Consider the following 26,233-nt stretch of genomic DNA (forward strand, 5'->3'; position numbering starts at 1 on the left):
CCTCCTACAATGCTTCTTTCTTATCGTTATCATACTTTTCATATACCGAGCGCAGCTGACGTATCACCCGGCTCAAACCATAAGTCTTTCGAGCCTTCTCTGATGCTGCTCGTGCCATCTCATACCGAAAAGCCGGATCGATGATTAGTTTTTCTAATGCAACCGATAGTGCGAGTGCATCCCCTGGGGGAATAAGTAACCCATTACGTCCGTGTTCTATCTGCTCTGCAATCCCACCCACATTTGTACCCACGAGTGCTAGTAAGCACAAAGCTGCCTCCGCAAATACAGATCCGAACGCCTCAGCTTGAGAAGGAAGGACGAAGATGTCGAAAAACGGCATAAACTCTTCCGGATGCAGCATATAGCCATAAAAAATCGTCTCTTCATAAATATCAAGCTCGACTGCAATTCGCTCCAAATCAGGTCGGCTCGGACCATCCCCAATAATATGAAGCACAAAGTTTTGTCCGCGTTTTTTCAGCTCTGAACATGCAAGTAACAGTGTGTCAAGACCTTTTGCAGGAACAAGTCGACATACCGTGATCAATTGTGGGATGGCATTCTCATGAGGCATTGGACGGAATCTTTTTTCATCGAATCCATTGGGAATCACACCAATTCGTTCCGAATCCTGCACATACTCGGCAAGGTATTTCTTGAATGAATTGGAGACAGTCAGCAATTGATCCAGATTAGCTTCAAGTTCCCCATATATCGAAGTAAGAAAATCATGCTCTGGGCTATTTTCCACAATCTTTCCGTTTAAAAAAAGCTCACGTTCATAAGAAGAATGGATCGTCATAATGACTGGAGTAGTAGGAAAAAGCTGCTTCATCGCTAATGCAGCAATTGGATGGTGGGCATGGATCAGATCATATTGTTTCGTTATTCTCATCCTAGCCCACCAAATATAATCCTTATATGTTTGAATATATTTATCAACTAAAGGATTTCCTGCATATTTATGATAATCGAACGTTGCGAATTTAATCTCATCTATACCTTTTCCACGCACACGTTTAGGTAGAGAAAATAACTCCATCTCCCAGCCGCGCTTATTAAATTTATCTAAGACATACGGAACCATTGAGGATACCCCACCTGGCTGTTCAGGAGGGAAAAATAACGCTTGCAAAATATGCATATAATTAACACCTTTCAAGATGTAATGGTAATCATTTGTAATGGGACGAACACATGATCTTTCGTCTCTATTGTAACTTGGAAGTTGTCAATAAGAAAGAGCACATGTTCACGCGACAAATTTATCCACATTCTCTGACATTCTGCTATAATATAAGTCACTCTTATACGTGAAATTTAATGGAGGATTCCAAACATGCTTTTTTCCTATACAGTCATCTTAGTCATACTTGCACTCATGCTTACGATTTCAATCCGACTGCTTCTATCCAGACGAAAAAAAGCTTATTTTTCAATGACTGTATCACTGACTTTTCTGATTGTGAACTATGCGATATTGTTCTACATCGCATCTGAGCATTCTACCAACCCTCTTTTTCAATATATTTCCAATTTATTGCAAGTCATTTCGTTCATTCTGGTAAATATGGGTATATTTCAACTTTATAATCCGACTCAAAAAAGGCAATATTTATTTTTCTACAGTCTCATCTTTTTTGCAGCATTAATTTCACCCTTGTATTTTTACATCCCTACTTTAATTGGTTTTACGTCTATCCATCCATTGGCCATACAGAATATTGGATTGGACATCTATATGTTTGTACTTATTGTGCTGTGGGCCTATATGATCCCGCCATTAATCGGTCAATCGCGCAAATATCAACTTGCCCTGCTTGTTTATTGTATTTATCACATTGCACATTTACTGAATAACTACATATTTGAATCTGAGCAACCATTCCTATCTCTTGCCGAGAATATCAGCTCCGTTCTGTTTTATTTCATCTTATTCTCGTTTTTATTCGAACGTGTCGTCGAACTCATGAATGCAATCTACACTTCTTCCATCACCGATGGCTTGACACGAGTATATAATCGCAAATTTTTTTACCAACGTCTGAGTAAATATTTAAATCATGGCATCTCTGTTGCAATCATCTTTAGTGATATCGACAATTTCAAGAAATTAAATGATACCAAAGGCCATCAATCAGGTGATGAAGCCCTGCAACAAGTTTCACAAATCATGCAAAACCTATGTGAAGATTGCGGGATCGTCGGTCGTTATGGAGGAGAAGAAATCGTAGCCATGATAACCGATCCAACCGTTCCACTCGGAAAGTTTGCAGAGACATTCCGTAAGCGAGTAGAGGCTGAGACTTGTGTTACGGTATCTGTAGGCTATGCTGTTTATCGGGAAGGACAAACCCCTGATGAACTGATCGGACAAGCAGACGCAGCCATGTACCAGGCTAAAACAACGGGGAAAAACAAAGTGTATGCTTTTAAATAACTTTTGATCATAGCAAAATAAAGGGCTCTCCGGACGGAAGTAAGTTCTTCCGAAGGATAGCCCCTTTTTTCTATTAATCATACTTTTGTTCGAAAACATACTCCATCAGAGGATCGCGACCCTCCATCAAATCTTTCATCATCCAATTCATAGGAACATCCGGGAAAAATGACACCTGGTTATCATCGTATGCAAGTTTAAAATATTTCGTGGAATAATATACCTTGAGCTTAGAATGTGGAAGCTGCAAAGATAATATGTCGCCATATGAATTTGGTTTTCCACCTGTAGGTTCACCAATCCATGTCGCATACAATTTATCTTTCAAATCGATAGCGTTAAATAATGCTGAAGAGAAGGTTCTATTACTAAGCAAAACGTATGTATGAATTTGATTTTGATCAAAAGTATTGTAAAAATTATCCATAAGAGGAGCGATATGTGCCGAATTACCTCCCCCATTAAGACGCAAGTCAACAACTAACTTCTCTGCACCCTTTTCTTTCATTTCTTTTAGCATTTCTCGCGCAAAATCATTAAAATTTTTATTTTCGTCTTCCATGCATCTATTGTATTGAAAATACATCGTTTTTTGTTCCGGGATGTATTGATAATAATAATATTCATTTTGATACATCCAGTAAAGAGGTGGGGATGCGATCTGTATGACATCTTTTTTCACATTGTTTTCTGTTGGTATCGATACCTTTATTTTGTGTTGTTGTGCATTTTGATCTATATATGTAATTTCCACTTCATTTGTCAGCTTTGATAAACCAAGCCCGACTAATAGATCAGTGTCCGTCAGATATTGAGGAAACATGGTATTAATCCAATACTCATTTTCATGTGGAATGATTTTACGATAAGCATTCCTTACTGTTTCAATTTCGATTCCATTAACTTGTGTAATTCTTCTTCCTACAATTGAGCTGTATTCAGAATTTGCCATTAAACAATAAATGCCATCTGAGAACTGAAATAAATACATAGGAAGTTTGCTATCAATGGCTGCTACATTCGTATGTGCTTCACCCACTGATGCAATAAGTTCCATGATGCCTACCTTCCGCTGTTGGTCCGTCATGTGCGGCAGATGCTCTTTTAGTTTATTCACCTTGTCCATGAACTGTTCCTTGTTAACTTGATGAAACAGATTGATGTGTTTCTGCGGAAGCTCATTAGCAAGAAAATCAAGATCTTCCTTCCATTGTTGGATCGAGTCTTCTGAACGTATACTAGCAGTACGTTCACTGCTCATCAATAATAAACCACCTAATCCTGCCACCGCTGTTATACAGATGACGATCCAAAATCTAGTTACACGCCTCATTACCTTTACACCTTTCTTTGTCGATGCAGGTTAAGATGATATTCGATTTCCTTCACACGATCATTTTCAATTCTTAATTCATGCTCAATTGCTTCCATTAAGGAGTTCATCTCTGCTATGACACTGTCTGGTAGTTCCGCTTCTTCGAGAGATTTAACAATGTATAGCAAACATTGCAGCGTTTCCTCCATGAGTCCCTTTTTCCGCCCACTAAGTACAACCTCTGATAAAAAAACGAGATGGCCCAGTTCCTCTTGGTTCATTTTCATCCGCACTCACACCCTTCTCATTCCATTATCTAACAATTAGTGAGTGCTGTGAAGATGATTTCGACAAAAAAAGTGCAAAACCGTCATTTCGGTTTGCACTTTTTGATATTTATCTTAATACTATAGGAACTAATGAATTTGCTCAGCCTCCAAGAAAAGCTCGTCAATCAATTCATTGTTGCAAAGCATCGTTACGTTAAAATGGTCGCAATCCCGCTCCTTATCTACTTCGTCCATCAGTATCTTCGCGATTTGCACGCGATCATCTAATTCATTCGTTGAACGGAAGTCAATGAATCCTGTTATTTGCTGATGACTCAGATCTACTGTCGCACTTCCAATCGGCAGCGCACCATAAGACATGTTATATATCTCGTAAGTGACGGTATCACCATCATCTCGAACCAACTCAATATGGTATTCATTCATATCCATCTCTGCATCGAGAATGTCTTGATCTGAGTACTCCAATAAGGCTTCGTGAAGCAGCTCAACGGTATCTACAATCTCCCCGTCATAACACATATCAAGGACAAAAGAATCGATCGCGCTATCCTCAAATTCAGCAGCTATCAGATCTGCCGCACCTTCCATCTCATCTTCCATCGGATCAAATAACCAGTCAATCGTACCGAATACATCTTGACCATGAATCTCGCAAAAAACTTCTGCCATCACTTGCTTATCCTCATTGTAAATGTAATACTCGGCCTTCCCATGCGAAATTGCTATCAGAACTAACTCGAAAAATGTACAAGGACGTTCAATGTCAAGAAACTCTTCCTCATCATCCTCTTCCATGTCAAACATTTCTAAATCTGATTCGTCTGAAGTGGAAATAACACGCTCATACGAGCTGTGTGTTACGATGACATCACACTCATTTACGCCAAGCGCATCAATTAAGCCTTGTACATACTCCTCGATATGAGCAAGAACCTCATCCTTTTCAGAATCGCTGAGTGAACCCTCTTCCAACTGAAGCGCACCGGAAATACGATCTGATTCCCGATAAACCAAGCTTAACGTTCCTACAAACTGATCTTCCCATACAATATCACTTACTTCTCCGCCTGCTGTTCTTAGGTCAGGTCTCAGGATGAATCCAGCCATCGCTTCTCACGCCTCCTCGTAGTTATGGAAAATAGGACTGAAATGACTCACATTCCCTTCATACATTTCCCAATCTCCACGAAGAATATCACACATTCAAGCAATATTTCTCAAGTGCAACTGCTACACCGTCTTCATTATTAGATAAAGTAACGGCATCTGCCGCTTCTTTCACACCTTCAGGGGAATTATCCATCGCAATCCCAAGCCCTGCAAATTCCAGCATCTCAATATCATTATAATAATTGCCAATCGCCAAAATCTGCTCGCGTGGAATGTTCCAAGAAGCCGCTAGCGCCTTAAGTGCATGGCCTTTCGTAGCTTCTTTATGCATGAAGTCAATAAAATAATCCCCGCTTCGAATCATATGAAACCCACTTGTGATCTGCTTGTCCCGCAAATCTACCTCAATACGATCCATAACGTCTGGTTCCGCACATAAGGTCATTTTGACAAGCATACCTAGTGTAGTCGCATCTTCATGAACAATGGGGTCGATAAAGAACTTCGCATACATCTCCCTCTCTTCAGGCTTACAAGATTCCACAAACAAATCAAACGCTGTGCTCACGTCAAAATGAATCTGATGTTCACGGCAGTATCGAATTAACGGAGTAATTTCTTCAGCGGAGAAAGCAAACTCATGAATCAACTTACTATCCTGCGACAGCACCGTTGCTGCACCGTTATGCGCAATTGCCGTCCCTTCAAAGCCGATTTCTTCAAGCAGTGGAAAGATCGACTTCGGACTTCTTCCCGAACATAATACGATTTGAATCCCCGCGTTATGTGCACGGCGAAGAACATCCTTTGTCCGATCCGTCAATATATGATGGTCGTCAATTAAAGTTCCGTCTACATCCAAAGCAATCAATTTATATGTCATCGTAATTCCCTCCAGCATGGTTGCAAATTTATATATGATTGTGCCGCTGTAAATCCAATATTTCTTGATCTGTCAGTTCACGCGTCTTCCCAAGTGGTAGTGCAGGATCAAGCGCTAGCGGCCCCATTGATATCCTTTTTAAGTATACGACTTTTTTCCCTACAGACTCAAACATCCGTTTAACTTGATGAAACTTACCCTCTACGATCGTAAGCTCGATCTCTGCGTACACACCATTTGCATTGGAACCTGGTTGAATAATTTGTAGTTCCGCAGGCAATGTCTTGTAGCCATCATCAAGTGTAACCCCTTCAGTAAATGCCACGCGATCTGCTTCACCAACATCACCATCAATTTTCGCAAAATACGTCTTGGAAACATGTTTGCGTGGGGACAACAAATTATGAGCTAGCTTCCCATCATTGGTTAGTAGCAGTAAACCTTCTGTATCTTTATCCAACCGACCTACTGGAAACACATCAAATGGCTGAAAAGCTTGCGGCAATAAATCGACAACCGTTCGATCTCTACGATCTTCTGTCGCTGAAACAACCCCTGGCGGTTTATTCATCATCAGGTATACAAATTCACGATATACGATAACTTCCCCCGCGACCATAATCCGATCTGCCTCTGGGTTAACCTGCATCCCACTATCCTTCACAAGAACATCATTGACTGTCACTACACCACTTTTAACAAGCTTCTTCAGTTCCGAGCGTGTACCATATCCAAGATGAGCAAGCACTTTATCTAATCTTTGTTTTGCAGCCACGGTAATCTCAACTCCTTATTTTCAATCTCATCTCTCATTCTCATTCACGAAATCAACCATTTTTTTCACAAATTACCAAGAGGAGAAGAGCCCTGAATCTCGAATATATGTTATGATGTTCTACTATACAACGATTAACGAAGAGGTGTAAAATGAAAAAACTGCTTATCTTCCTAAGTGTCATCATCGTTCTATTCGGCGGTTTATATGTTGTGAATCAACAATCGCTAAATGCGAAGAACGACGAATTTAAAAACAATATTTACGGGGTTGAACCGTCTAAGCTTCACCCTGAAACAGTTAAGCTCCTCAAAGATCCGAACTATAGCCAAACGATCCTACCCGCTGAACTAGATAAAAAGATCTCCAATAAAGAAAGCTTTTTCGTCTATTTCTATGCTTCTACTTGCACACATTGTAAGGCTACAACACCTAAACTTGCACCAATGGAAAAAGAGATGGGTGCTAATGTAGTCATGCTTAACCTAGAAGAATATAGACAAGGCTTCAAACAGTATAACATTGAATTCACGCCTACTCTTGTCGCTTATAAAGACGGAGTAGCAGTAGATAAATTAGTCGGCGGTCTTCCTGAAAGAGAAGGCGATGGCGGTAACTCGCTTGATGTGTTCAAAAAGTTTTTGGAAAAATATAAAGCATAAGCTGTATATGTAGAAAATGACGAGTAAGCTGGTAACAGCCTTACTCGTCATTTTTGTTATCTGGTGGAGAATGAATCAACGCCTCTACACATTCTTGTAATTCTCTATCTAAAATTTGAATATCAAGATCATAAGGTAAGAATGGAGCTGCCTCCACATGTTCAAGTTTATGTAAGTATCTAGACGCATCGTTCACCAGAGCATCCAGATGAATACCCAAGATACAATTAGGATATGGTGTAAGCTTCTCAAGTGCGGCTCTAAGCAGCTTAATAGCCCCACTGACATTACCATTATCATGATGGTACAAACCAACTGCTACTTGAAGCAGACCTTGATAGAGTGGTTTGCGGCCTTCCTCAAGCCATAACTCTTCCATCACATCATGACACACATAATAATCTCGGGTAACGTTGAAATAATAAAGAAATTGAACGAATAAGGGATCCATATGATTCATCGTCATCTACGAACGATAACAACTTTTCGCTTTCACCATCGCCGCCTCAACCTCTTGCGAAAGCTGCCGCATCTCGCCATCTTCTTTTTCCCATATTTCATTAAAGCGCAATTGGAATTGTACCGCTTCGCGTACCCTGTGGTAGTAGAACAATTCTTGAATATCATTCAATACTTTCGTTACTAAGCTGGAATCATCCTCAAATGACATCTGAGCATTCACGATTTCATCACGAATATTTGACATCTCTTGATCGAGAATATAAGCCGCTTCAGCCGCTCGGCTAAGACGCATACGCACATCTTCAGGTAAAACACTGCCCTTATATTTATAACTCAGAGAATGTTCGATCGTCGCCCAAAAGTTCATCGCAAGCGTACGAATTTGAAGCTCTGCAAGTACACGCTTCATGCCAAGTGAAGTTTGAACTGGATATTCCACAATGACGTGGAAGGAGCGATAACCGCTCTCTTTCTTATGCGTAATATAATCTTTCTCATATATCACTTTCATATCTTCGCGTTCACGAATCATAGCAGCAATTCGCATGATGTCTTCGCCAAATTGGCACATAATACGAATACCAGCAATATCTTCGATCCCGGTTTCTAATTCATCCATCCCAACTTCAAGTCGCTTCGCTTTTTCCAGTATGCTGGAAATTTTCTTCACACGACCTGTAACAAATTCAATGGGTGCATATTCTTCACGGCGTTTCAGCTCCGTGCGTAAGGTTTTAAACTTTATTTTTAATTCTTCAACTGCTTGTTCATACGGAAAAAGAAATCTTTTCCAATCGCGTCCATCCATCGCTTTAGCCTCCGCTCTAACGAATTCCGTGTACTCCTGCACCGATGGCCTCTGAAATATGGGTGAAGCCATCTTGCTTTAATAACTTTATTAGACCTTCATTAATTTGTTTGACGACACCTGGGCCTTCATAAATAAGTGAAGTATAAATTTCAACGAGACTTGCACCTGCTTTTATTTTATCATAAGCATCTTGTGCATTAAAAACACCGCCGCTTCCAATAATCGGCAGTTTTCCTTCTGTTAATTCATAAATTCTGCGAATCACTTCAGTCGATTTATGAGTCAGCGGCTTTCCACTTAAACCGCCAGTTTCTTTTTGATTCGGATGAGAGAGCCCATCTCTACTAATCGTTGTATTCGATGCAATAATACCAGATACACCTGATTCTAGAATCGTTTGAACGGTTGATTCTAACTCCGAATCCGTTAGATCCGGTGCAATTTTCACAAGAATGGGTTTACCACGATCACCATGCTTCTCTTTCTGGATATTCATCTCGTCCACGACGGCAGCAAGTAGATTAGATAAATCATTGCCATGCTGTAAATTACGCAAGTCCGGTGTATTCGGTGATGAAATATTCACAACAAAAAAGTCCGCTTGCGCATACAATCTACGAATACAGGTGCGATAATCTTGCTCTGCCTCTTCATTCGGAGTCACTTTATTTTTCCCAATATTAATGACTACCGGGATTTTGCGATTCTTCGTTTTGGCGATATTCTCAGATAACTCTTCAATACCAACATTGTTAAAGCCCATTCGGTTAATAAGTGCTTCATCTTGCGGCAGTCGGAACGATCTAGGTTTCTCATTACCTGGTTGCGGTTTCGGTGTCACGGTACCAACTTCCATAAATCCGAATCCTAAATTTGAAAATCCATCTATCGCATGTGCGTTCTTATCTAGCCCTGCGGCTAAGCCAATTGGATTGTTAAATGAAATCCCCCATAACGTGGTTGCCAATTCAGCATAAGCAGGTACACCGTATATCGCCCCAAGTAATCCACTCATACCTGGTACTTTACCCGCTAAACCTAATCCCCCAATCACGACGTTATGGGCTTTCTCCGGGTCCATTTTAAAAAGAATTTTTTTCCCTACATTTTTGTATAGCACGTTCGTTTACACAACTCCGTTCGTCTAGACTCTAAAAGACAGTTTATACGTTTCGTCCGTTGATTGCAAAATTATTTACTTTAAAACCGCTTACATTTTGTTATAATAAACCTATTAAAGACAAAGTCACAACTGTTTAGGAGGATTGCGATGAGCAAAGCTCATAGAGTACCGATGAAACAAAAACCCAAAAATGAAGTGAACAAAAAAGCAATCATCTGGGTCAGCTCCGTTTTCGTAGCATTAGTCGTCATCATGGTTGTTTTACTTATTTTCAATCCCTAAAAATAATAGCCCTACATATTAAACTCCACACTAATAAGCCCTTCAATGGAAGGGCTTATTGTTAATTTAACCACTTGTATACTTTACGTGAGTTCTCTTCCTTCGCTTGCGGAGGTAGCTTAAAGGCTGGGAGCTTTGATTCCGAAGGGTCCTGTTGAGATGGAATCGGTGGTAGGTTATTACGCCCAATTGTCACTTTCGTTAATAGAGGTACCATATCGAATACTTCTTCTACATCTTCTTTACGCATCCGAATGCAACCAAGAGACTCGTCCTTCCCAACACTTTCTGGCTTATTCGTGCCATGTATGGCATACAGCGTATCCGAAAGTGTCATTCCTCTTGAACCAAATTCTCCATTTGATTTTCCATTCGGGTTACGAACCTTTTCACTAATTTCAAATTCACCCTCAGGTGTACGTTCCCCACCCAATCCAATGCTGTAGGTTCGCAGGATGATTTCATCTGACATAATAGCTAACTGATAATTGGCTTTATCAATAACGATAGACAACGGCTTCTCAAGCGGATGCTGGGACTTTGCTTGCTGCTGGGACTTTGTTTCTCCGTTGTTTGATTGTTTTGATAAATCACCGCCTATTGCCACCTTCCCCGACTGCCCTGCTGATTCTTTATCCTGTACAGCCTTCTGTTTTGCATCGAACATCTGCCGCATAGCGGGAGTAACACCGCTAAGTATATTGTTCGGGTACGAGGCCGTTAATTGCTCAATAACTTGCGGCTTTTTCCCGAATTTACGTTCGAATGCTGCTATCGCTGAATCCAGAACAATCGCTTCTTCTTGTACTCGCTGCCATTTTATAATCGATCCACGATATGAGCTTGGATCATCAGGGGTACAGTTGCATGTAGCGGCATCAAAATACCGGATCAACGCTTGGCTGCTTTGAACTGCGTTCTGAACACTTAGAATCGGTCTGGGAGGTACAAACCAGAACTGCCACTTATAATCCTGGCTTCTCTCACTTGCGAGTAAGATACGCTGTACAGAACGCTCCTGACTCGTTCCCAACATAAATTCAAGCGCATCCTTCGTTCCTCCAGCTTGATCGAATTTATTCATATAATAGAAAGTCACATTTGATGTGTCATTTATTTGACCTGCTACTTGTTCTGCCAGTCGCTTATCTGGATCTTTTGTCAAATCCAATACATCAGTCGGAACGAGGAGCAGCAGCAATAAAAGCGCAGCCACTCCTGCTCTTTTCCATGAACGCTTTTTTTTCTGCGTACTTTGCCTTGCTTCCTTGACTACTTTTCTCATTTGCTGCATGGCCGGAGAGTCTGTTGTTTCGAACGCTTCAAAGACTTCCTCCGATTTAGCAAAGCAGTAAGCAGCTTTTCCCAATTGACCCTTCTCCGCATATTCCTTACCTAGTAAATACCAAGCGAACTTATCCTTGGGATGCTCATGCACATATTTTTTAAAATAATGATGATTTTCTTTCTCCTTCATGCCCGCACACCCCTCGCCTAAGAACATCATTGATACATTCTTTATCGGCAAAGAAGGGACTAATTGTAAATCATTGCAAGCATATAAAAAAACCGCACCTCTTATACAGAAGGAACGGTTCTAATAAATGCATAAAATTATTTATTGAATGGTGCGTCTGCAACTTTGATGGAATCTGTAGGGCAACCATCTTGTGCATCTTGCAAATCATCATATAAGTCTTCAGAAATTTCAGTGTTACCGTGATTGCAGTCACCTTTGAAAATCACTTCAGCAAGACCTTCATCATCGTAATCATAGATATCTGGTGCTGTTGCACCACATGCGCCACATGCAATACATGTATCTTTTTCTACCCAAGTATACTTCGCCATCTCTATCTTCCTCCTCAGAATTATCCACACTCTACAATACAATATAATATAAAATATTCTAAAGTTCAAACGAAAATATTATTCTTCCTCCGAGAGAGGATGCTGTTTCAAATGATCCATTTGCAAAGACGTTCCTCTTATTCTCGGATTTCTTAATAAGGTCGATGGATCATCACTGAGCATCCCAAGTGTGACCACCGCATTCTCACCAAAACGATCTCGAAGTTCGTCCATGACTTCGGTCAATTTTTCTTTCTTCGGCAGCTCTTCATATTCGAATAAATCCAATTGTAGAGGACGCTCTTTCTTACTGCTTAAATTCTGAGCAGTGATACCGAGCAGACGAATCGGATCCCCAACTTTCCAATGTTTATCTAAGAGCATACAAGCCCAATGATAAATATCTTGTGTCAGATCTGTAGGCGCTTGAATCGTCATCGATCTTGTAATCGTATGCATGTCCGGATCACGGATAGTAAGCTGTATCGTCTCTGTTACTAACTGCTGACGGCGCATCCTCCGCGCGACTCCATCACTTAAATTAAGCAGTACTTTAGCTGCTCCGGCGCGATCTGTAATATTATGCGGCAGAGTAGTGGTATGCCCAATCGATTTATTTTGTTCTCGATTCGGATTCACTGGTGCATAATCAAGTCCCGCTGCTGCATTTTTCAATGCTGGCCCTGTAATCCCAAAGTGACGCGTTAACAGCTGCTCTTCCGCATGCGCCAGTTCACCAATTGTTCGAATTCCGATACGACTCAGCTTCTCTGCTGTCTTGCGTCCAATCCCGAACAATTCTACACAAGGCCGATGCCACAAAACATGCGGAACATCTCGCAATCGCAGAACGGTTAGTCCATTAGGCTTTTTCATATCGGAAGCCATCTTCGCTAGCAGTTTATTCGGGGCGACTCCTACCGAACAAGGCAATCTTAATTCTTTTAAAATACGCTGTTGAATCAACGCTGCAATCTCAAGTGGCGTCCCAAACTGCTTGGATCCTGTTATATCAATATAACATTCATCAATAGATACTGGTTCTACTAATGGAGAAAATGCATATACAATTTTCATAAACTCTCTGGAGTATTCCCGATACAAGTCAAAATCAGGCTGGAGTAAGATCAGATCTGGACAGCGTTTCAGCGCTTCATGCACATGCATTCCCGTCTTCACACCAACAGCCCGTGCTGGATATGAGGATGTCACAATAATGCCACGACGCTGCTCCACGGAGCCCGAGACAGCGATAGCCTTTCCTTTATATTGTTCTGGCTCTACGGCTTCATGCACCGAACAATAAAAGGCATTCATATCAATATGGAGGATGACACGGCCATTTTTCGGATAGCTTGAATCTAACTTCATCTATGAAACACCTCTTTATTTTCAGAAAACATAACCAATAAGCAGATTATTATGATATAATTATCAATTATACATTTGACAGTTCATAGCGCAAATTAGGGGGACCGTACACGATGAAAATTATCAGAATATTCGACACAACTCTGAGGGACGGAACTCAAGGAGAAGGCGTATCCTTATCCGTTGAAGACAAAATAAAAATCGCCCAAAAGCTTGATGATTTAGGTGTTCACTATATTGAGGGCGGATGGCCCGGCAGCAATTCTAAAGACATTGAGTTTTTTAATCGTATCAAAGACATGAAGTTAAAGCACGCCAAAATTTCTGCTTTTGGCTCAACTAGACGTAAAGACTCCTTTGCTAAAGACGATGTGAATTTGAACAAAATCGTTGAATCCGGTACTCCTGTCGCCTCCATCTTCGGGAAGTCATGGGATTTCCATGTACATACCGCGATTCAAACGACATTAGAAGAAAACTTAAATATGATTTATGACTCCGTTTCTTTTTTAAAAAGCAACAGCCTTGAAGTCATTTACTTAGGTGAGCATTTTTTTGATGGATATAAGAATAATCCCGAATATGCTCTTAACACGATACGTAAAGCGGAGGAAGCTGGTGCTGATTGTATCGTGCTTTGCGATACGAATGGCGGCTCGATGCCAGATGAAGTGTTCTCCATCGTATCCGATGTTAAACAAGCCCTCTCTACTCCAATTGGTATTCATGCGCATAATGATTGTGAGCTAGGTGTTGCGAATACGCTTGCCGCTGTCAAAGCTGGTGCCGAGCATGTACAGGGAACTATTAATGGGTATGGAGAGCGCTGTGGCAATGCCAACTTATGCTCCATCATTCCTAATCTGCAATTAAAACTTGGCTATTCTTGTGTAACGGATGAGCAATTAACGACACTTCGTCTTACCGCTCGATTCGTTAGTGAAATTGCCAATATGCATATGCCAGCTAACCAACCTTATGTAGGCAGCGCAGCATTCGCACACAAAGGCGGCATTCATGTGTCCGCCATTTTGAAGGCAGCTTCGACATATGAACATATTATCCCTGAAAAAGTAGGTAATAAACAGCGTGTACTTGTGTCTGAGCTTGCTGGGCAAAGCAACCTTGTTTCCAAGGCACAAGAGCTTGGTATTGACCTTGATCAGTCTGATAAGGCACGTGAAGTGATTCAGCGCATTAAGGAAATGGAACATGAAGGCTTTCAATTCGAAGGTGCAGATGCCTCTCTTGAGCTGTTACTTCGTGAAGCAATGGATAGTGTCGAAGAAACATTCTCTGTTGATTCTTTTAAAATCATGGTTGAGAAATCCAACGACCGCGGTGTTGTAACAGAAGCGATTGTCCGTATTCGTGTAGGCGATCAGACGATCTTCACAGCAGCTGAAGGGAACGGACCTGTTAATGCGCTCGATCAAGCCTTGCGTAAAGCTCTCGTTCAGTTCTACCCAGGAATCGAGAACATCCATTTGTCTGATTATAAAGTTCGTGTATTTGACGAAAAAGGTGCAACCGCCGCTAAAGTAAGAGTGTTGATCGAGTCCTCGGATTTGAAAAACGCTTGGAACACAGTTGGCGTTTCCAGCAACGTCATCGAGGCCAGTTGGCAAGCACTTATCGATTCGATCCGTTATGCGCTCATCGGAAAGCAGATTACCTCTAATTTCGAACCAGAACAAGAACGCTTAGGACTTGTAAATCATTAAGATGAAACATGACTGAAACAAGCCCATCGATTCCATATCGATGGGCTTGTACTTTTTCACAACGGACGGATTAAGTTTCTTTTAATACAGCTTCTATCTTCTTGCTCAAAGAATTAAAAGTCTCTGAATAAAAAATCTCTCGAATAACTCCTTTTTTATCGACGATGAAACTCGTTGGAATAGCAAGGACACGAAACTTCTCCGAAACCTTCGCTTCCTTATCTAATAGCACTGGGAATGGGAATTGATGCTTCTCTACAAATGCCCGTACATTACGCATGGAGTCACCTTGGGTGATATTCACGGCATACAGGTCAAATTTGCCTTCAAACTTCTGATACAACTTCACCAAATCAGGTGCTTCCTCCTGACAAGGACCACACCAAGATGCCCAGAAATTTATTAATAATGGCTTGTCCCGCTTCCCACCTACTTGATAATCTCTTCCATCAAGTGATGGTAAAGTAAATGACGGAACCAAGTAATTTGGCTTCGCTTGTTCTTCAACTGCTACGTTGGTTTGTTCACTTCGGGTATGTATATTTTGATAAATCGCGATCCCCGCAAAAAAAATCACGACACACAAAACGAGAAGATTTTTCTTCACCTGATGACCTCATCTTTCACTTTTTTCATTATTATATTCTTCTTCGCAAATAGAATACAATTTGTTGCCATATTTGTTCACAGTATGTCCTCATGTGGGTTGGGAAACCTAATGTTAAGAATGGACAAAAGGACAAAGGAGTGCGCTCATGGCAACGACAAAACCACGCAAACTAAACATCAGCTTTCAAAGCGATATGGATAATGAACCAAGCAATGAAGCCTCCACCGGAAACAATGGCACGAATAATCAAGCCAAGAGTAAAGGTCAGGTGTGGGAGTTCATCGCTTTAGCGACCATTCCACTCGTATTAGTATTAGGTAATTCCATGCTTGTACCCATTTTGCCTGAATTGCAAAAGGAGCTCAAAGTAAGCCAATTCCAAAGTTCACTTATTATTTCCTTATTCTCGATTACTGCAGGTTTGATCATTCCTGTCCTCGGTTATTTATCCGATCGCTACTCACGTAAAGCTGTGATGATTCCATCGTTGATCATATACGGAGCGGCGGGGGTTCTGGCGGGCTTTGGCGCGATTTGGGGGTCTTATACAGTCGTCATTATTGCAAGGGCGATACAAGGGATGGGGGCAGCTGGAACAGCGCCTATTGCTATGGCCTTAGTAGGAGACATGTATGATGATGGCACGCAGAGTAAAGCATTAGGTTTAATTGAAGCTGCAAACGGCGCAGGCAAGGTATTATCACCAATTATTGGCGCAGCGCTTGCACTCATTGTGTGGTACGCTTCCTTCTTTGCCTTTCCCGTATTTTGCTTGTTATCGCTTCTTGCCGTTATTTTTATCATCAAAGAACCTAAGAAGAAAACCGAACCACCCAAACTTAAACCATATCTAAACAAGATCGGATCGATTTTAAAAGAAAAAGGCCGCTGGCTGATTACATCTTTTTTTGCAGGTTCACTTGCACTGTTTATTTTGTTCGGTGTTTTATTTTATCTGTCCAATATCTTAGAAAAACCTCCTTATAACATCGATGGTGTCATGAAGGGATTAGTATTGGCAATTCCACTATTGGGCTTAGTGACTACATCCTATACAACCGGTGCGCTTATTAAAAAGAACGGAACACTCATGCGCTGGCTCATGAACATTGGTCTTATTCTGATGACAGCTTCCTTAACGCTCACCATTTTCTTTTACCATAACCTTTATGTGTTCATCGGGTTTCTAACCCTCAGTGCAATAGGTACAGGTCTCCTACTGCCTTGCCTCAATTCGATGATAACGGGTTCTGTAAAAAAAGAAGAGCGCGGCATGATCACATCAATCTACAATTCGCTGCGATTCATTGGTGTTGCATTCGGTCCACCGCTATTCGGATGGCTCATGGACATCTCCCATGCTGCATTATTTATTTCGATTTCCTCCCTCTCGCTCATTACTTTAGGGCTTGTTTTCTTCCTTATTAAGCCTAAGGGGGAAATCAATTAAAAATGGCACAAAATGAAACCTTTGACTCCTTCTTACGTAGTAGTTAATAATAAAATAAATAAATGCTATGTTTGGAGGAGTGTTATATATGTTTCCATTTTATTTTCATTGGATGGATTTTGTAATCCTTGGTGCGTTTTTGTTATCCATGTGGGCATCGTTTCGTGTTCGCGGCACGTTTAATAAATGGGGCGAAGTTCCAAACCAGTCCGGTTTAACCGGCTATGAAGCTGCTCGTCGTATGCTTGATTACAATGATCTTCATGACGTACCTGTCGAGCCAGTACGCGGCGCATTATCTGATCACTATGACCCTATTGCTCGCGTTGTCAGATTGTCTGAGCCTGTTTATTACGAAAAATCAATTTCGGCTGTTTCTGTTGCATGTCACGAAGTTGGTCATGCGATTCAACACAAAGTTCATTATCCGATGCTCGTACTTAGACACCGTATGTTCCCTGCAGTTAACTTCGCATCAGGTGTAGCACCATTCCTGATCTTAGGCGGATTTATTTTCCAACAATTCAAGTTCCTATTACCGCTAGGCATTATCTTCTTCGCAGTGGCAGTATTGTTCCAGCTCGTTACACTGCCTGTAGAATTTAACGCATCGAATCGCGCACGTGAATTAATGGTTTCTAACGGATTTATTACGAACGAGGAAGAAAGAGGCGTAGCGAAAGTTCTAAATGCAGCAGCCCTCACATATGTTGCAGCAGCATTAATTTCCGTCCTTCAGTTGCTTAAATACATCATGATCGCGAACTCGCGGAATGATTAACGGATTTTCTCAATAAAGAATTATAAAAGCTTTCTACGACGTATTCAGTCGCAGAAAGCTTTTTTTCATTTTAAATGGAAATATTCTAGTAAAAATCGGCGGAAAACCTCTGCAATAAGAGGAAGCTTCTCATCACGGCGTCGTATTAAGCCGACTGTACGTGTTACTTTTGGTTCAATAATTTTTACTTTAACCGGTTTTAAGTGTGTATATTCGGCGAGGGCTAGTTCCGGAAGCAGGCTAACACCCATTCCTGCCGCAACAAGACCTCTAATCGTATCTGTTTCTTCCGCTTCAAATTCAATCTTAGGGGTGAATCCTGACTTGAGGCAAGCATCCATTACAATTGAGCGTAAGGAGTAAGACTCAGAGAACATAACGAATGGCTCGTCTTTCAGCTGTTCTAGCCGGATCCCATTGTACTCAGCCAGCATGTGACCTGGAGGCAAAATCGCAAATAACTCTTCGGTCAACAAGATTTGACCTGTTACGTGTTCATGCGACTCTGGGAATGGTGAAATAAATGCAAGATCAATCTCAGCTTTGCTCACATCCTTAATCAGACTGTTATAAGTCCCCTGTTTGAGCAAAAATTTCACATTCGGATGATCTTTACGAAAAGCAGCAATTACGGTTGGTAGCAGCGTCAGAACGACACTATGCGGGAATCCAATGCGAATCTCCCCTGCGTCAGGGTCCAAAAATTCTTGTATTTCATTGACCGCTTTTTCAAGATCAGTCATTATTCCTTCTATTCGACTTAAGAATAATCGACCTACTGAAGTTAATTGTACATTACGCCCTTTTTGCACAAATAAAGTGACACCTAATTCTTCTTCCAACATATGAATTTGTCTACTTACTGCCGACTGGGCTACCCTTAATTCTTCAGATGCCTGAGTGACATGCTGTTTTCTGGCAACTTTTACAAAATAAAGAAGCTGACGCAATTCCACGAGTGGACAATCTCCTTCCGATATGCTTATAATAAATAAGTTAAATATTTAAATTTTCTATGTTACATAGAGGAGGAATAAACCATGTCGATCGAACGTAACCATGTATCCACATTTAAAGGGGCTCCCCTTACACTTGTAGGTCCGGAATTAAAAGTAGGGGATCAAGCACCTGATTTCACAGTTAACAAAAACTTACTTACAGAAGCTACTCTCGCAGATTATGCGGGAAAAGTAAAGCTAATTTCTGTCGTACCATCTCTTGATACTGGTGTATGCGATGCTCAAACTCGTCGCTTTAACGAAGAAGCAGCTACACTTGGTGAGAATGTAGCAATTCTTACAATCTCTGTTGACCTTCCATTCGCTCAAGCTCGTTGGTGCGGCGCTGCTGGAATCGACAAAGTGGAAACACTTTCCGATTACAAAACAAAATCATTTGGTCTTGCTTATGGCGTATTGATCAAAGAATTCCAACTTGATATGCGTTCTATCTTTGTTATCGACGCAAACAACACGATTCAATATGTTGAATATTTGCCAGAGATGACGGAGCACCCTAATTACGAAGCAGCATTAGAAGCTGTGAAGAAACTCGTATAATTCTGACAATAAACACAACAACAGCAGAGTTCGAAGGTCACTTACGACATTTCGAACTCTGCTGTTTTTTTAAATGATCTACGAAATTTTACTTAGCTCAAGCTTTGCGTCAAGTAATTTGTAAATCTCTAAAATGGTGCGGTAATTTGATCCTAAGTCACCTAATGACCCGCGTGAAGCGGAATAAATATCAATAGCCGACTTCAATGGGGTTATTCCATATAATGTCAGCGTAATATCTTGTGTTCTACCTGACATTGTTCTTTTCTCTACGACAATCTCCCCTACTGATTTCACTTCATGAAGCACTTTATAACCTTGAGTTTTGTTAAGAAGATATATAACTTCATCCCAAAGCTTATCCCTCGATAATTTATAATACTTCGTTTTTAAAGCAGGGTCCTTCGCTTTTTCCCCGGTCTGTTCATGACTGCGAACTAAACCAACCAAAATACGCTTTAACAACTGACTTCCTCCTTTGAAGAAAATAGCATACAGGCCTTGAGAACTATACTCTATCATAACATTGTTTAGCATGAAGAAAAAGCCTTTAGATGAAAAACATCCAAGGGCTCTAGTTATAATTGATATTTTAAAAATAAAAAACCCGCGATGCCGTCCGATTTTTGCGTCTCGAACCTGCTCTCGCAGGTGGGTGACCGCAGCAGTGCTTTTGAGATCCTTGTAACAAGGCGTGTCAGCTACACGGCGATATTAGTCTCCCTAGAAACAGTCATTGGTTCAAAACAACTTAAAATCGTAACGTACATCGCAGGATGTAAACATATTATAAAGCAGTATGCTTTACTTTTCAAGCTTAGTGAGTTGGCGATTCCTGGGTATGGTCAGAAATTGACTCTTCATCTTCATCTTCATCTTCTTTTTCTTTATTTTGTTCCGCTTTAGCTTGCAATTTCAAAAAGACACGATTGAAATGCCAATAGACAAAGAATGCGGAAACACTACCACTAAAGAAAATAACCAAGAATGTGTATTGTAAATATGCCACATACCAAATGATTCCGTTCACTGCTAGAAGCAATAAAGATGCAATTGGATGCGCAATCGTGAGCAAAAATGCATTTTTGACCAAAGGGAAGAACTTCATTTTTAAATGGACGACAATACAGAAGAAGTTAAATAATGTCGCCAAGAAAATAATCGAAAATAGGATGAAGAAAGCAGCTAAGAAACTCCACGAACCACCTTTTGACATAAAAAACTTATAATCCACATAAATAATAGCGGTTGCAAGCATTGCTATAATTCCACCAAGCATGGATTGCAAGTAGTTTTCCTTATACCCTTTGAAAAAGGTACGAAGCATAGGTACATCGTCAACACCTTGAACCCATTTACGAATCAAAGTGAACATAGCAGCGGTAGCTGGAAAAATCGTAAACGGTGCTATAATACCCATTAGCATACAGGAAAATACATAAAATCCTTCAGGTGTTAGTGCAGGGTCAACCATATACAGCAGCATAATCGGAATGAATGGTAAAAACAGTGAACAAACAAGCCACATCAAGTTAGTAAAAGCAAGGCGCATGATCCATTCAGAAATCCGATAGGCGCCCCCCATAAAACCTTTTAATTCCAAAACAAAGGCCCCCTCTTCTTGCTCTTGTTATCTTTAGATGTTATCCATCAATTATAACGTAAAATACCCCAAACCGATAGAGCTTGGCAATTAATATTGCAAGGAGTATAAAAAAACGAGGACACCTAAATGTCCTCGATCATTTTGAATTCCGTTAGTGCTTTGTGCGCGAATTTGAAGCCTGCAATTAGGATTGAACTTCTTCTTGACGTTTCGAACGCGAACGATCTCCACCGCCAGAATAGCTGCGCTCTCTGCGCTCGCCACCACCGTAGCTGCCGCGATCACGATTAGATGATGAACGATTTCCATCACGAGATGCTCCGTCACGATCACGGTTATAGTACGGACGACTGCTTCCGCCGCCACCATCACGGTTACCACCGCGGTTGTAAGACCCACCACCGCCAGAGCGGTCATAACGTCTCTCGCCACCAGAACCGAATGGAGCGCCCATACGGCGACCGTTAGAACGAATGTCTGGACGGCGTTTCTTCGCGCGAATCGGATCTTCCGGTGTCAATTCTACATTAACTTCTTTCTTATCACCCGTTAACAATTTTAGAGCTGCCCCTAACAAGTTAACTGAATCATATTGCTCTAGAAGCTGAATCGCTACACCTTTGTACTCTGCATGTGAATCACTTTGCATCAATTCAATGATACGCTCAGCAGTTACTTTTTGTTTACCTTCCATTGCTTCTGCAATACTAGGCAAAGGTTTCTTCGTAATGCGGTGACGTGTCATTTTCTCAATGAAGTGTAAATGATCGATCTCGCGCGGTGTTACGAATGTCCAAGCTGTACCCTCTTTACCTGCACGACCTGTACGACCAATACGGTGAACATAGCTCTCAGGATCTTGTGGAAGGTCAAAGTTAATAACGTGAGTAACGCCGGATACGTCTAGACCACGTGCTGCCACGTCAGTTGCAACGAGTACGTCAATGCTGCCATCACGGAACTTACGCATTACGTTATCACGTTGGTTTTGGGACAAGTCGCCATGTAAGCCTTCAGCAGCATAGCCACGTTTTTGAAGGGCTTCGGACAACTCATCTACACGGCGCTTCGTACGACCGAAAATAATTGCAAGCTCTGGAGATTCCATATCAAGCAAACGGCAAAGCGCTTCAAATTTTTGTTTCTCATGAATTTCGATGTAAGCTTGGTCGATTAGTGGCGCACTTACTTGCTTCGGAATTACAGAAACGTGTTCTGGGTTAGTTAAGAATTGTTGAGCCAATCTTTGGATGTTCGGAGGCATTGTAGCCGAGAACAACATCGTGTGACGCTCGCTCGGTACAAGCTTAAGGATGGATTGAATATCTTCCATAAAGCCCATATCCAGCATTTCATCCGCTTCATCCAGAATAACCGTTTGTACATCATCAAGTTTGATCGTTTTACGGTTGATATGGTCAAGCAAACGACCTGGTGTACCGATAATGATCTGTGGTTTTTTCTTCAAAGCGCGAATTTGTTTTACGATATCTTGACCGCCATAAATTGGAAGGGAACGCACGCCCTTGAAACGACCCAATTTACCAATTTCTTCAGCTACCTGAATCGCAAGCTCACGAGTTGGGCACATGATAAGAGCAATAATCCGATCTTCAGTCATTTCGATTTTATTCAACAATGGAATACCGAATGCTGCTGTTTTTCCTGTACCTGTTTGTGCCTGACCAATTAGGTCACGGCCTTCCATAGCTAGTGGGATTGTTTTTTCTTGAATCGGCGTTGCTTCTTCAAATCCCATTTCTGTAATCGCACGTAGTATTTTTGGTTCTAATCCAAGCTCTTGAAAAGTCTTCAATTTAATCTTTGTCTCCTTTAGTTTAAGCAGGCTCCTAAGAGTCCATCCGGGGGATCAACGTTTCGCGCAAACATCAATGTGGCGGCCAGACTCCACAGGCCTATTCTCTTCGTCATATCCTTAAGGACGACTTCTATCCACTTTATCTAGTCTTCATTTCGAAGATGATTATGATGCATCGACAGTCTTTGCTTCCTTTGTAAAAGAAATCCGTTCTTAAGAACACTCTAAGGTAGTATAGCATAATCCTTTAACATTTTTCCAATACCATCTGTACACATTTAATATTTATTCCAAATTGCAAAAAATGGAATACTTTATTAATTCCCCTTTTTGATCTGCACATCTTGCAGTTTTCTAGTTTTGTATTATACTCAGGTTTGTTTCATATTATCTCCCGAGGTGATATCCTTTGAAAAAAGTTTTGGATGTGCTAATCATCCTATTTGCTAACCTGATCATCACGATTGGATTCAATCAGTTTTTGATTCCGCATCAACTTCTAAGCGGCGGTATCTCAGGAATCGCGATGCTAATTGGTTATTTTACGGATTGGAAAATTCCCATCCTTTACTTCCTATTAAATTTACCACTTATCATCTGGGGACTTGTCGCCATTGGGCGCAGATTCATTGTAATTAGTGTTCTGTCTGTTATTTTAACCTCATGGATGATGACTATTATTCCAACAGAACCATTCGTGCATGCACCCATTCTAGCGGCAGTTTTTGGTGGTGTGCTCATTGGAATGGGTACAGGCTTATTACTTCGCATTGGCGGATCTAGTGCTGGTTTCGATATTCTCGGCTCCATTCTTACTAGACACTATGACTTCCCGCTCGGTGGTGTACTTATCGTACTTAATGGACTTGTGATTGTGGCTTTAGGTTATTTTAAAGATAACTGGGATTTAGCCCTTTACTCCATGCTTGCCATTTACATCACGGGTGTTGCTGTGGACATGCTGCATATCAAGCATGTGAAAGTAACCGCCTTTATTGTCACCTCGAAAAAAGAATCCATGCTTGAGCAAATGCTGCGCACACCACGCGGTGTGACCGTACTGAAAGCTGAAGGTGCATATTCGAATGCTCCACATGATGTACTGATGACTGTCATAACAAAATATGAGTTGCCGGAACTTAAGCGGATTGTTACAACTACAGATCCGGATGCATTCGTCAATATTGTTGAAACTGCAGGAATTTGGGGTAAATTCAATCGTTTGTCCTAAATAAACACCCTGTCATTTCCATATAGATGTGATATAATAACATTGAATTTCATTTCGTTCTGGTTTAAAGCATGTGATTTCTGCTAAGTCATTTTCTGATCATAAGATTGGAAGGGTGAGGGAGATGGAAACCGTAAAGCTGTCCAGGATAGTGATGAACTTGACACCTGAGCTCTACTCATTCCTCAAGTCGAATGAGCTTGAATCTGATATTGTTCTGCGATACGGATTGGATCATCTTGATCCCGGGGATGTCATCGAAATTATTCAAGTCAGTATAGCCGAACACCGCAAAGACGCCTTGCTTCATTAGGGGGCGTTTTCTTTTCGGTTTAAAATGTTGTATTTTTGTAATAATTGTCATTGTAAAGCTGTATAAAGATCAGATGTTTCATGCTATGATATTAGATATTTGGAGGTGTTAGTTATGGGTGCTTTTTCACCTTGGCACATTATTTTAATCGCTATTGTTGCGCTATTGTTATTCGGACCTAATAAGCTTCCAGAGCTAGGACGCGGAATGGGTAAGATGTTTAGAGAATTTAAAGATGCAACTAACGGAGCAACGTCATCTTCTACCGAGGCACAGCCTGCAAAAGAAATTCCAGCAGCTGAGGTTATTCGTTCAGATGAACAAGCCCAAACGCAGGGCAATACGACTCCACATGTAAAATAAACAAATCCCATCGATTCAAAAAGCCTGCTGATCGTTCAGCAGGTTTTTTTGTGTTCCTATTATTACTCTCGACCATCCTGCGAAAAAATTACTAGATTGCTACTGTGCGATGTCCCACTATTGATTTATAATAGAACGAGCACTCAAATAAGAGAGGAAAATTCACATGGATATGTTACTCGCATCTTTACTTATGATTTGGGGGAATCTGTCTGCTACAACTCCAGATGTAACTTTCGAGAAAGTAGCGCAAGCATCATTAGATGTAAAAAATGCAGCAGTGGTTCAACCCCTTGACCCAAAAACCAAAGAGGATCCTTTAGCTCATCTATTACCTAAAAATAAGGTTGATCCGCAAAAAGATGCACCTCAAGTCAAAGGCATTTATGTCACTGCATACAGTGCAGGAGGCAGCAAGTTTAATTCTCTTGTGAAGCTTCTCGACGATACGGCTCTTAACTCCATGGTCATCGATGTCAAAGATGATAACGGTTGGATAACATGGGAAACAGGCAATGATCATCTTAAAGAAATGGACACCACGCAGAAAATGATTGCGGATATGCCAAATGTTATGACGACCCTAAAAGATCATCAGATTTACCCAATTGCCCGAATAGTCGTTTTTAAAGATTCTGTTCTGTCCAAGAAAAAACCGGAATTATCTTTTGTTAATCCAGATGGTACATTATGGGCGAATGGCAAAAAGGAAAGCTTCGTTAATCCTTATGCCAAAGAAGTATGGGATTACAACATCGAAGTTGCTAAAGAGGCAGTCAAAGCTGGATTTAAAGAAATCCAATTCGATTATGTTCGATTCCCAGAAGGCTTCGAAACTCGTGCCAACACTTTAAAATATGCGAAAGACGAGCGTTCACGCATTGAAGTTGTATCCGCATTTACCAAGTATGCACGAGAACAACTAGAACCGCTTGGCGTTCGCGTCTCCGTTGATATTTTCGGATATGCAGCTTCTGTACCTGCCGCCGAGGGAATTGGTCAAGATTTTGAGAAGATTTCGGCGAATGTCAATGTCATCTGTCCTATGATTTACCCAAGCCATTATTCTACAGGTTGGTTTGGCGCTAAGGTACCTGATGCGGCTCCTTACGTTACGATTAATGGTGCTTCTATTGACACAACTAAGAAATTAGCTCCTATTGAAAAGTTAGGTTTAAAACCTGTCATTCGTCCATGGATTCAAGATTTCACCGCGAAGTGGGTCCCAGGTTATATCCCATATGGGAAGCATGAGTTAGAAGAACAAATTCGCGCTTTACGAGATAATGGTGTGAACGAATACTTGCTCTGGAATGCAGGCAACAGTTATACACCAGGTGTAAACTACTAGATTCATATGACTTCTAATCGGTGCCGCTCATCCATAAAATTATTG

Annotated in this window: 28 protein-coding genes and 1 other RNA gene; 11 read left to right on the forward strand and 18 right to left on the reverse strand. The window is 41.1% G+C overall.

Features of this window, described 5'->3' with window-relative positions; genetic code table 11:
• Positions 1 to 4: 4 nt before the first annotated feature.
• Complete coding sequence (locus ACSBOP_RS15045) at positions 5 to 1,147, reverse strand: glycosyltransferase family 4 protein (RefSeq protein WP_442601344.1); 1,143 nt, start codon at positions 1,145 to 1,147, stop codon at positions 5 to 7.
• A 195-nt stretch (positions 1,148 to 1,342) separates the two neighbouring features.
• Between ACSBOP_RS15045 and ACSBOP_RS15050 the strand changes: the two genes are divergently transcribed.
• A complete protein-coding gene (locus tag ACSBOP_RS15050) occupies positions 1,343 to 2,443 on the forward strand; it encodes a GGDEF domain-containing protein (RefSeq protein ID WP_442601345.1) in 1,101 nt (366 codons plus the stop codon).
• Positions 2,444 to 2,516: 73 nt separating this feature from the next.
• Here the strand turns inward: ACSBOP_RS15050 and ACSBOP_RS15055 are convergent, their stop codons facing one another.
• From ACSBOP_RS15055 to ACSBOP_RS15075, 5 genes are all read right to left on the reverse strand, one after another.
• The gene (locus tag ACSBOP_RS15055; RefSeq protein WP_442601346.1) at positions 2,517 to 3,776 is read right to left on the reverse strand and encodes a S41 family peptidase; all 1,260 of its coding nucleotides are present in this window, start codon (positions 3,774 to 3,776) and stop codon (positions 2,517 to 2,519) included.
• 5 nt (positions 3,777 to 3,781) lie between these two features.
• Entirely contained in the window at positions 3,782 to 4,045 is a 264-nt protein-coding gene (locus tag ACSBOP_RS15060) for a hypothetical protein (RefSeq protein ID WP_442601347.1), read from the reverse strand.
• Positions 4,046 to 4,174: 129 nt separating this feature from the next.
• Complete coding sequence (locus ACSBOP_RS15065; RefSeq protein WP_442601348.1) at positions 4,175 to 5,158, reverse strand: hypothetical protein; 984 nt, start codon at positions 5,156 to 5,158, stop codon at positions 4,175 to 4,177.
• An 88-nt stretch (positions 5,159 to 5,246) separates the two neighbouring features.
• Positions 5,247 to 6,044, reverse strand: a complete 798-nt coding sequence (locus ACSBOP_RS15070; RefSeq protein ID WP_442601349.1) for a Cof-type HAD-IIB family hydrolase — start codon at positions 6,042 to 6,044, stop codon at positions 5,247 to 5,249.
• Positions 6,045 to 6,072: 28 nt separating this feature from the next.
• On the reverse strand, positions 6,073 to 6,819 hold the full coding sequence (locus tag ACSBOP_RS15075; protein ID WP_442601350.1) for a pseudouridine synthase: 747 nt from the start codon (positions 6,817 to 6,819) through the stop codon (positions 6,073 to 6,075).
• A gap of 152 nt (positions 6,820 to 6,971) precedes the next feature.
• Between ACSBOP_RS15075 and ACSBOP_RS15080 the strand changes: the two genes are divergently transcribed.
• Entirely contained in the window at positions 6,972 to 7,481 is a 510-nt protein-coding gene (locus tag ACSBOP_RS15080) for a thioredoxin family protein (protein WP_442601351.1), read from the forward strand.
• A 40-nt stretch (positions 7,482 to 7,521) separates the two neighbouring features.
• On the opposite strand, the gene ACSBOP_RS15085 is transcribed toward ACSBOP_RS15080, so the two are convergent.
• The 3 genes from ACSBOP_RS15085 to ACSBOP_RS15095 are packed head-to-tail and all read right to left on the reverse strand — an operon-like array spanning position 7,522 to position 9,874.
• Entirely contained in the window at positions 7,522 to 7,941 is a 420-nt protein-coding gene (locus ACSBOP_RS15085; protein WP_442604489.1) for a DUF309 domain-containing protein, read from the reverse strand.
• Between the two features lie 6 nt (positions 7,942 to 7,947).
• The gene (locus ACSBOP_RS15090; protein ID WP_442601352.1) at positions 7,948 to 8,751 is read right to left on the reverse strand and encodes a GTP pyrophosphokinase; all 804 of its coding nucleotides are present in this window, start codon (positions 8,749 to 8,751) and stop codon (positions 7,948 to 7,950) included.
• 16 nt (positions 8,752 to 8,767) lie between these two features.
• The gene (locus tag ACSBOP_RS15095; protein WP_442601353.1) at positions 8,768 to 9,874 is read right to left on the reverse strand and encodes a quinone-dependent dihydroorotate dehydrogenase; all 1,107 of its coding nucleotides are present in this window, start codon (positions 9,872 to 9,874) and stop codon (positions 8,768 to 8,770) included.
• A gap of 150 nt (positions 9,875 to 10,024) precedes the next feature.
• On the opposite strand from ACSBOP_RS15095, the gene ACSBOP_RS15100 reads away from it, so the two are divergent.
• Positions 10,025 to 10,159: a hypothetical protein gene (locus tag ACSBOP_RS15100; RefSeq protein ID WP_442601354.1), complete on the forward strand. Its 135-nt coding sequence runs from the start codon at positions 10,025 to 10,027 to the stop codon at positions 10,157 to 10,159.
• 61 nt (positions 10,160 to 10,220) lie between these two features.
• Here ACSBOP_RS15100 and ACSBOP_RS15105 read toward each other — a convergent pair whose 3' ends face one another.
• The 3 genes from ACSBOP_RS15105 to ACSBOP_RS15115 all read right to left on the reverse strand — a co-directional run bounded on the left by ACSBOP_RS15105 (position 10,221) and on the right by ACSBOP_RS15115 (position 13,381).
• Positions 10,221 to 11,636, reverse strand: coding sequence for a L,D-transpeptidase (locus ACSBOP_RS15105; protein ID WP_442601355.1), 1,416 nt, complete (start codon positions 11,634 to 11,636; stop codon positions 10,221 to 10,223).
• Between the two features lie 137 nt (positions 11,637 to 11,773).
• The gene (locus ACSBOP_RS15110; protein ID WP_442601356.1) at positions 11,774 to 12,010 is read right to left on the reverse strand and encodes a ferredoxin; all 237 of its coding nucleotides are present in this window, start codon (positions 12,008 to 12,010) and stop codon (positions 11,774 to 11,776) included.
• Positions 12,011 to 12,088: 78 nt separating this feature from the next.
• A complete protein-coding gene (locus ACSBOP_RS15115) occupies positions 12,089 to 13,381 on the reverse strand; it encodes a DNA polymerase IV (protein ID WP_442601357.1) in 1,293 nt (430 codons plus the stop codon).
• Positions 13,382 to 13,494: 113 nt separating this feature from the next.
• Here ACSBOP_RS15115 and cimA point away from each other — a divergent pair, with 113 nt between their 5' ends.
• On the forward strand, positions 13,495 to 15,105 hold the full coding sequence (cimA, locus tag ACSBOP_RS15120; protein WP_442601358.1) for a citramalate synthase: 1,611 nt from the start codon (positions 13,495 to 13,497) through the stop codon (positions 15,103 to 15,105).
• Between the two features lie 70 nt (positions 15,106 to 15,175).
• On the opposite strand, the gene ACSBOP_RS15125 is transcribed toward cimA, so the two are convergent.
• A complete protein-coding gene (locus ACSBOP_RS15125) occupies positions 15,176 to 15,712 on the reverse strand; it encodes a TlpA disulfide reductase family protein (protein ID WP_442601359.1) in 537 nt (178 codons plus the stop codon).
• Between the two features lie 148 nt (positions 15,713 to 15,860).
• On the opposite strand from ACSBOP_RS15125, the gene ACSBOP_RS15130 reads away from it, so the two are divergent.
• The gene (locus ACSBOP_RS15130; RefSeq protein ID WP_442601360.1) at positions 15,861 to 17,165 is read left to right on the forward strand and encodes an MFS transporter; all 1,305 of its coding nucleotides are present in this window, start codon (positions 15,861 to 15,863) and stop codon (positions 17,163 to 17,165) included.
• A gap of 88 nt (positions 17,166 to 17,253) precedes the next feature.
• The gene (locus ACSBOP_RS15135) at positions 17,254 to 17,946 is read left to right on the forward strand and encodes a zinc metallopeptidase (protein WP_442601361.1); all 693 of its coding nucleotides are present in this window, start codon (positions 17,254 to 17,256) and stop codon (positions 17,944 to 17,946) included.
• A gap of 65 nt (positions 17,947 to 18,011) precedes the next feature.
• Here the strand turns inward: ACSBOP_RS15135 and ACSBOP_RS15140 are convergent, their stop codons facing one another.
• The gene (locus tag ACSBOP_RS15140) at positions 18,012 to 18,902 is read right to left on the reverse strand and encodes a LysR family transcriptional regulator (RefSeq protein WP_442601362.1); all 891 of its coding nucleotides are present in this window, start codon (positions 18,900 to 18,902) and stop codon (positions 18,012 to 18,014) included.
• A gap of 84 nt (positions 18,903 to 18,986) precedes the next feature.
• Between ACSBOP_RS15140 and tpx the strand changes: the two genes are divergently transcribed.
• Positions 18,987 to 19,505: a thiol peroxidase gene (gene tpx / locus ACSBOP_RS15145; RefSeq protein WP_442601363.1), complete on the forward strand. Its 519-nt coding sequence runs from the start codon at positions 18,987 to 18,989 to the stop codon at positions 19,503 to 19,505.
• A 78-nt stretch (positions 19,506 to 19,583) separates the two neighbouring features.
• Here tpx and ACSBOP_RS15150 read toward each other — a convergent pair whose 3' ends face one another.
• The 4 genes from ACSBOP_RS15150 to ACSBOP_RS15165 all read right to left on the reverse strand — a co-directional run bounded on the left by ACSBOP_RS15150 (position 19,584) and on the right by ACSBOP_RS15165 (position 22,927).
• Complete coding sequence (locus tag ACSBOP_RS15150; RefSeq protein ID WP_442601364.1) at positions 19,584 to 19,970, reverse strand: DUF1499 domain-containing protein; 387 nt, start codon at positions 19,968 to 19,970, stop codon at positions 19,584 to 19,586.
• Positions 19,971 to 20,105: 135 nt separating this feature from the next.
• Positions 20,106 to 20,286: non-coding RNA, 6S RNA (ssrS, locus tag ACSBOP_RS15155), on the reverse strand.
• 36 nt (positions 20,287 to 20,322) lie between these two features.
• Positions 20,323 to 21,108: a YesL family protein gene (locus tag ACSBOP_RS15160; RefSeq protein WP_442601365.1), complete on the reverse strand. Its 786-nt coding sequence runs from the start codon at positions 21,106 to 21,108 to the stop codon at positions 20,323 to 20,325.
• A 187-nt stretch (positions 21,109 to 21,295) separates the two neighbouring features.
• Positions 21,296 to 22,927, reverse strand: coding sequence for a DEAD/DEAH box helicase (locus tag ACSBOP_RS15165; RefSeq protein ID WP_442601366.1), 1,632 nt, complete (start codon positions 22,925 to 22,927; stop codon positions 21,296 to 21,298).
• 412 nt (positions 22,928 to 23,339) lie between these two features.
• Here ACSBOP_RS15165 and ACSBOP_RS15170 point away from each other — a divergent pair, with 412 nt between their 5' ends.
• The 4 genes from ACSBOP_RS15170 to ACSBOP_RS15185 all read left to right on the forward strand — a co-directional run bounded on the left by ACSBOP_RS15170 (position 23,340) and on the right by ACSBOP_RS15185 (position 26,188).
• Positions 23,340 to 24,161: a YitT family protein gene (locus ACSBOP_RS15170; protein ID WP_442601367.1), complete on the forward strand. Its 822-nt coding sequence runs from the start codon at positions 23,340 to 23,342 to the stop codon at positions 24,159 to 24,161.
• A 124-nt stretch (positions 24,162 to 24,285) separates the two neighbouring features.
• On the forward strand, positions 24,286 to 24,474 hold the full coding sequence (locus ACSBOP_RS15175) for a hypothetical protein (RefSeq protein ID WP_442601368.1): 189 nt from the start codon (positions 24,286 to 24,288) through the stop codon (positions 24,472 to 24,474).
• A gap of 114 nt (positions 24,475 to 24,588) precedes the next feature.
• A complete protein-coding gene (locus tag ACSBOP_RS15180; protein ID WP_442601369.1) occupies positions 24,589 to 24,837 on the forward strand; it encodes a Sec-independent protein translocase subunit TatA/TatB in 249 nt (82 codons plus the stop codon).
• Between the two features lie 166 nt (positions 24,838 to 25,003).
• Positions 25,004 to 26,188 carry a putative glycoside hydrolase gene (locus ACSBOP_RS15185; RefSeq protein WP_442601370.1) on the forward strand — a complete coding sequence of 395 codons (1,185 nt, stop codon included), beginning with the start codon at positions 25,004 to 25,006 and terminating at the stop codon, positions 26,186 to 26,188.
• Positions 26,189 to 26,233: the final 45 nt, after the last annotated feature.

This window comes from Paenibacillus sp. KN14-4R (assembly GCF_052180255.1).
Taxonomy (GTDB): Bacteria; Bacillota; Bacilli; order Paenibacillales; family NBRC-103111; genus Paenibacillus_AM.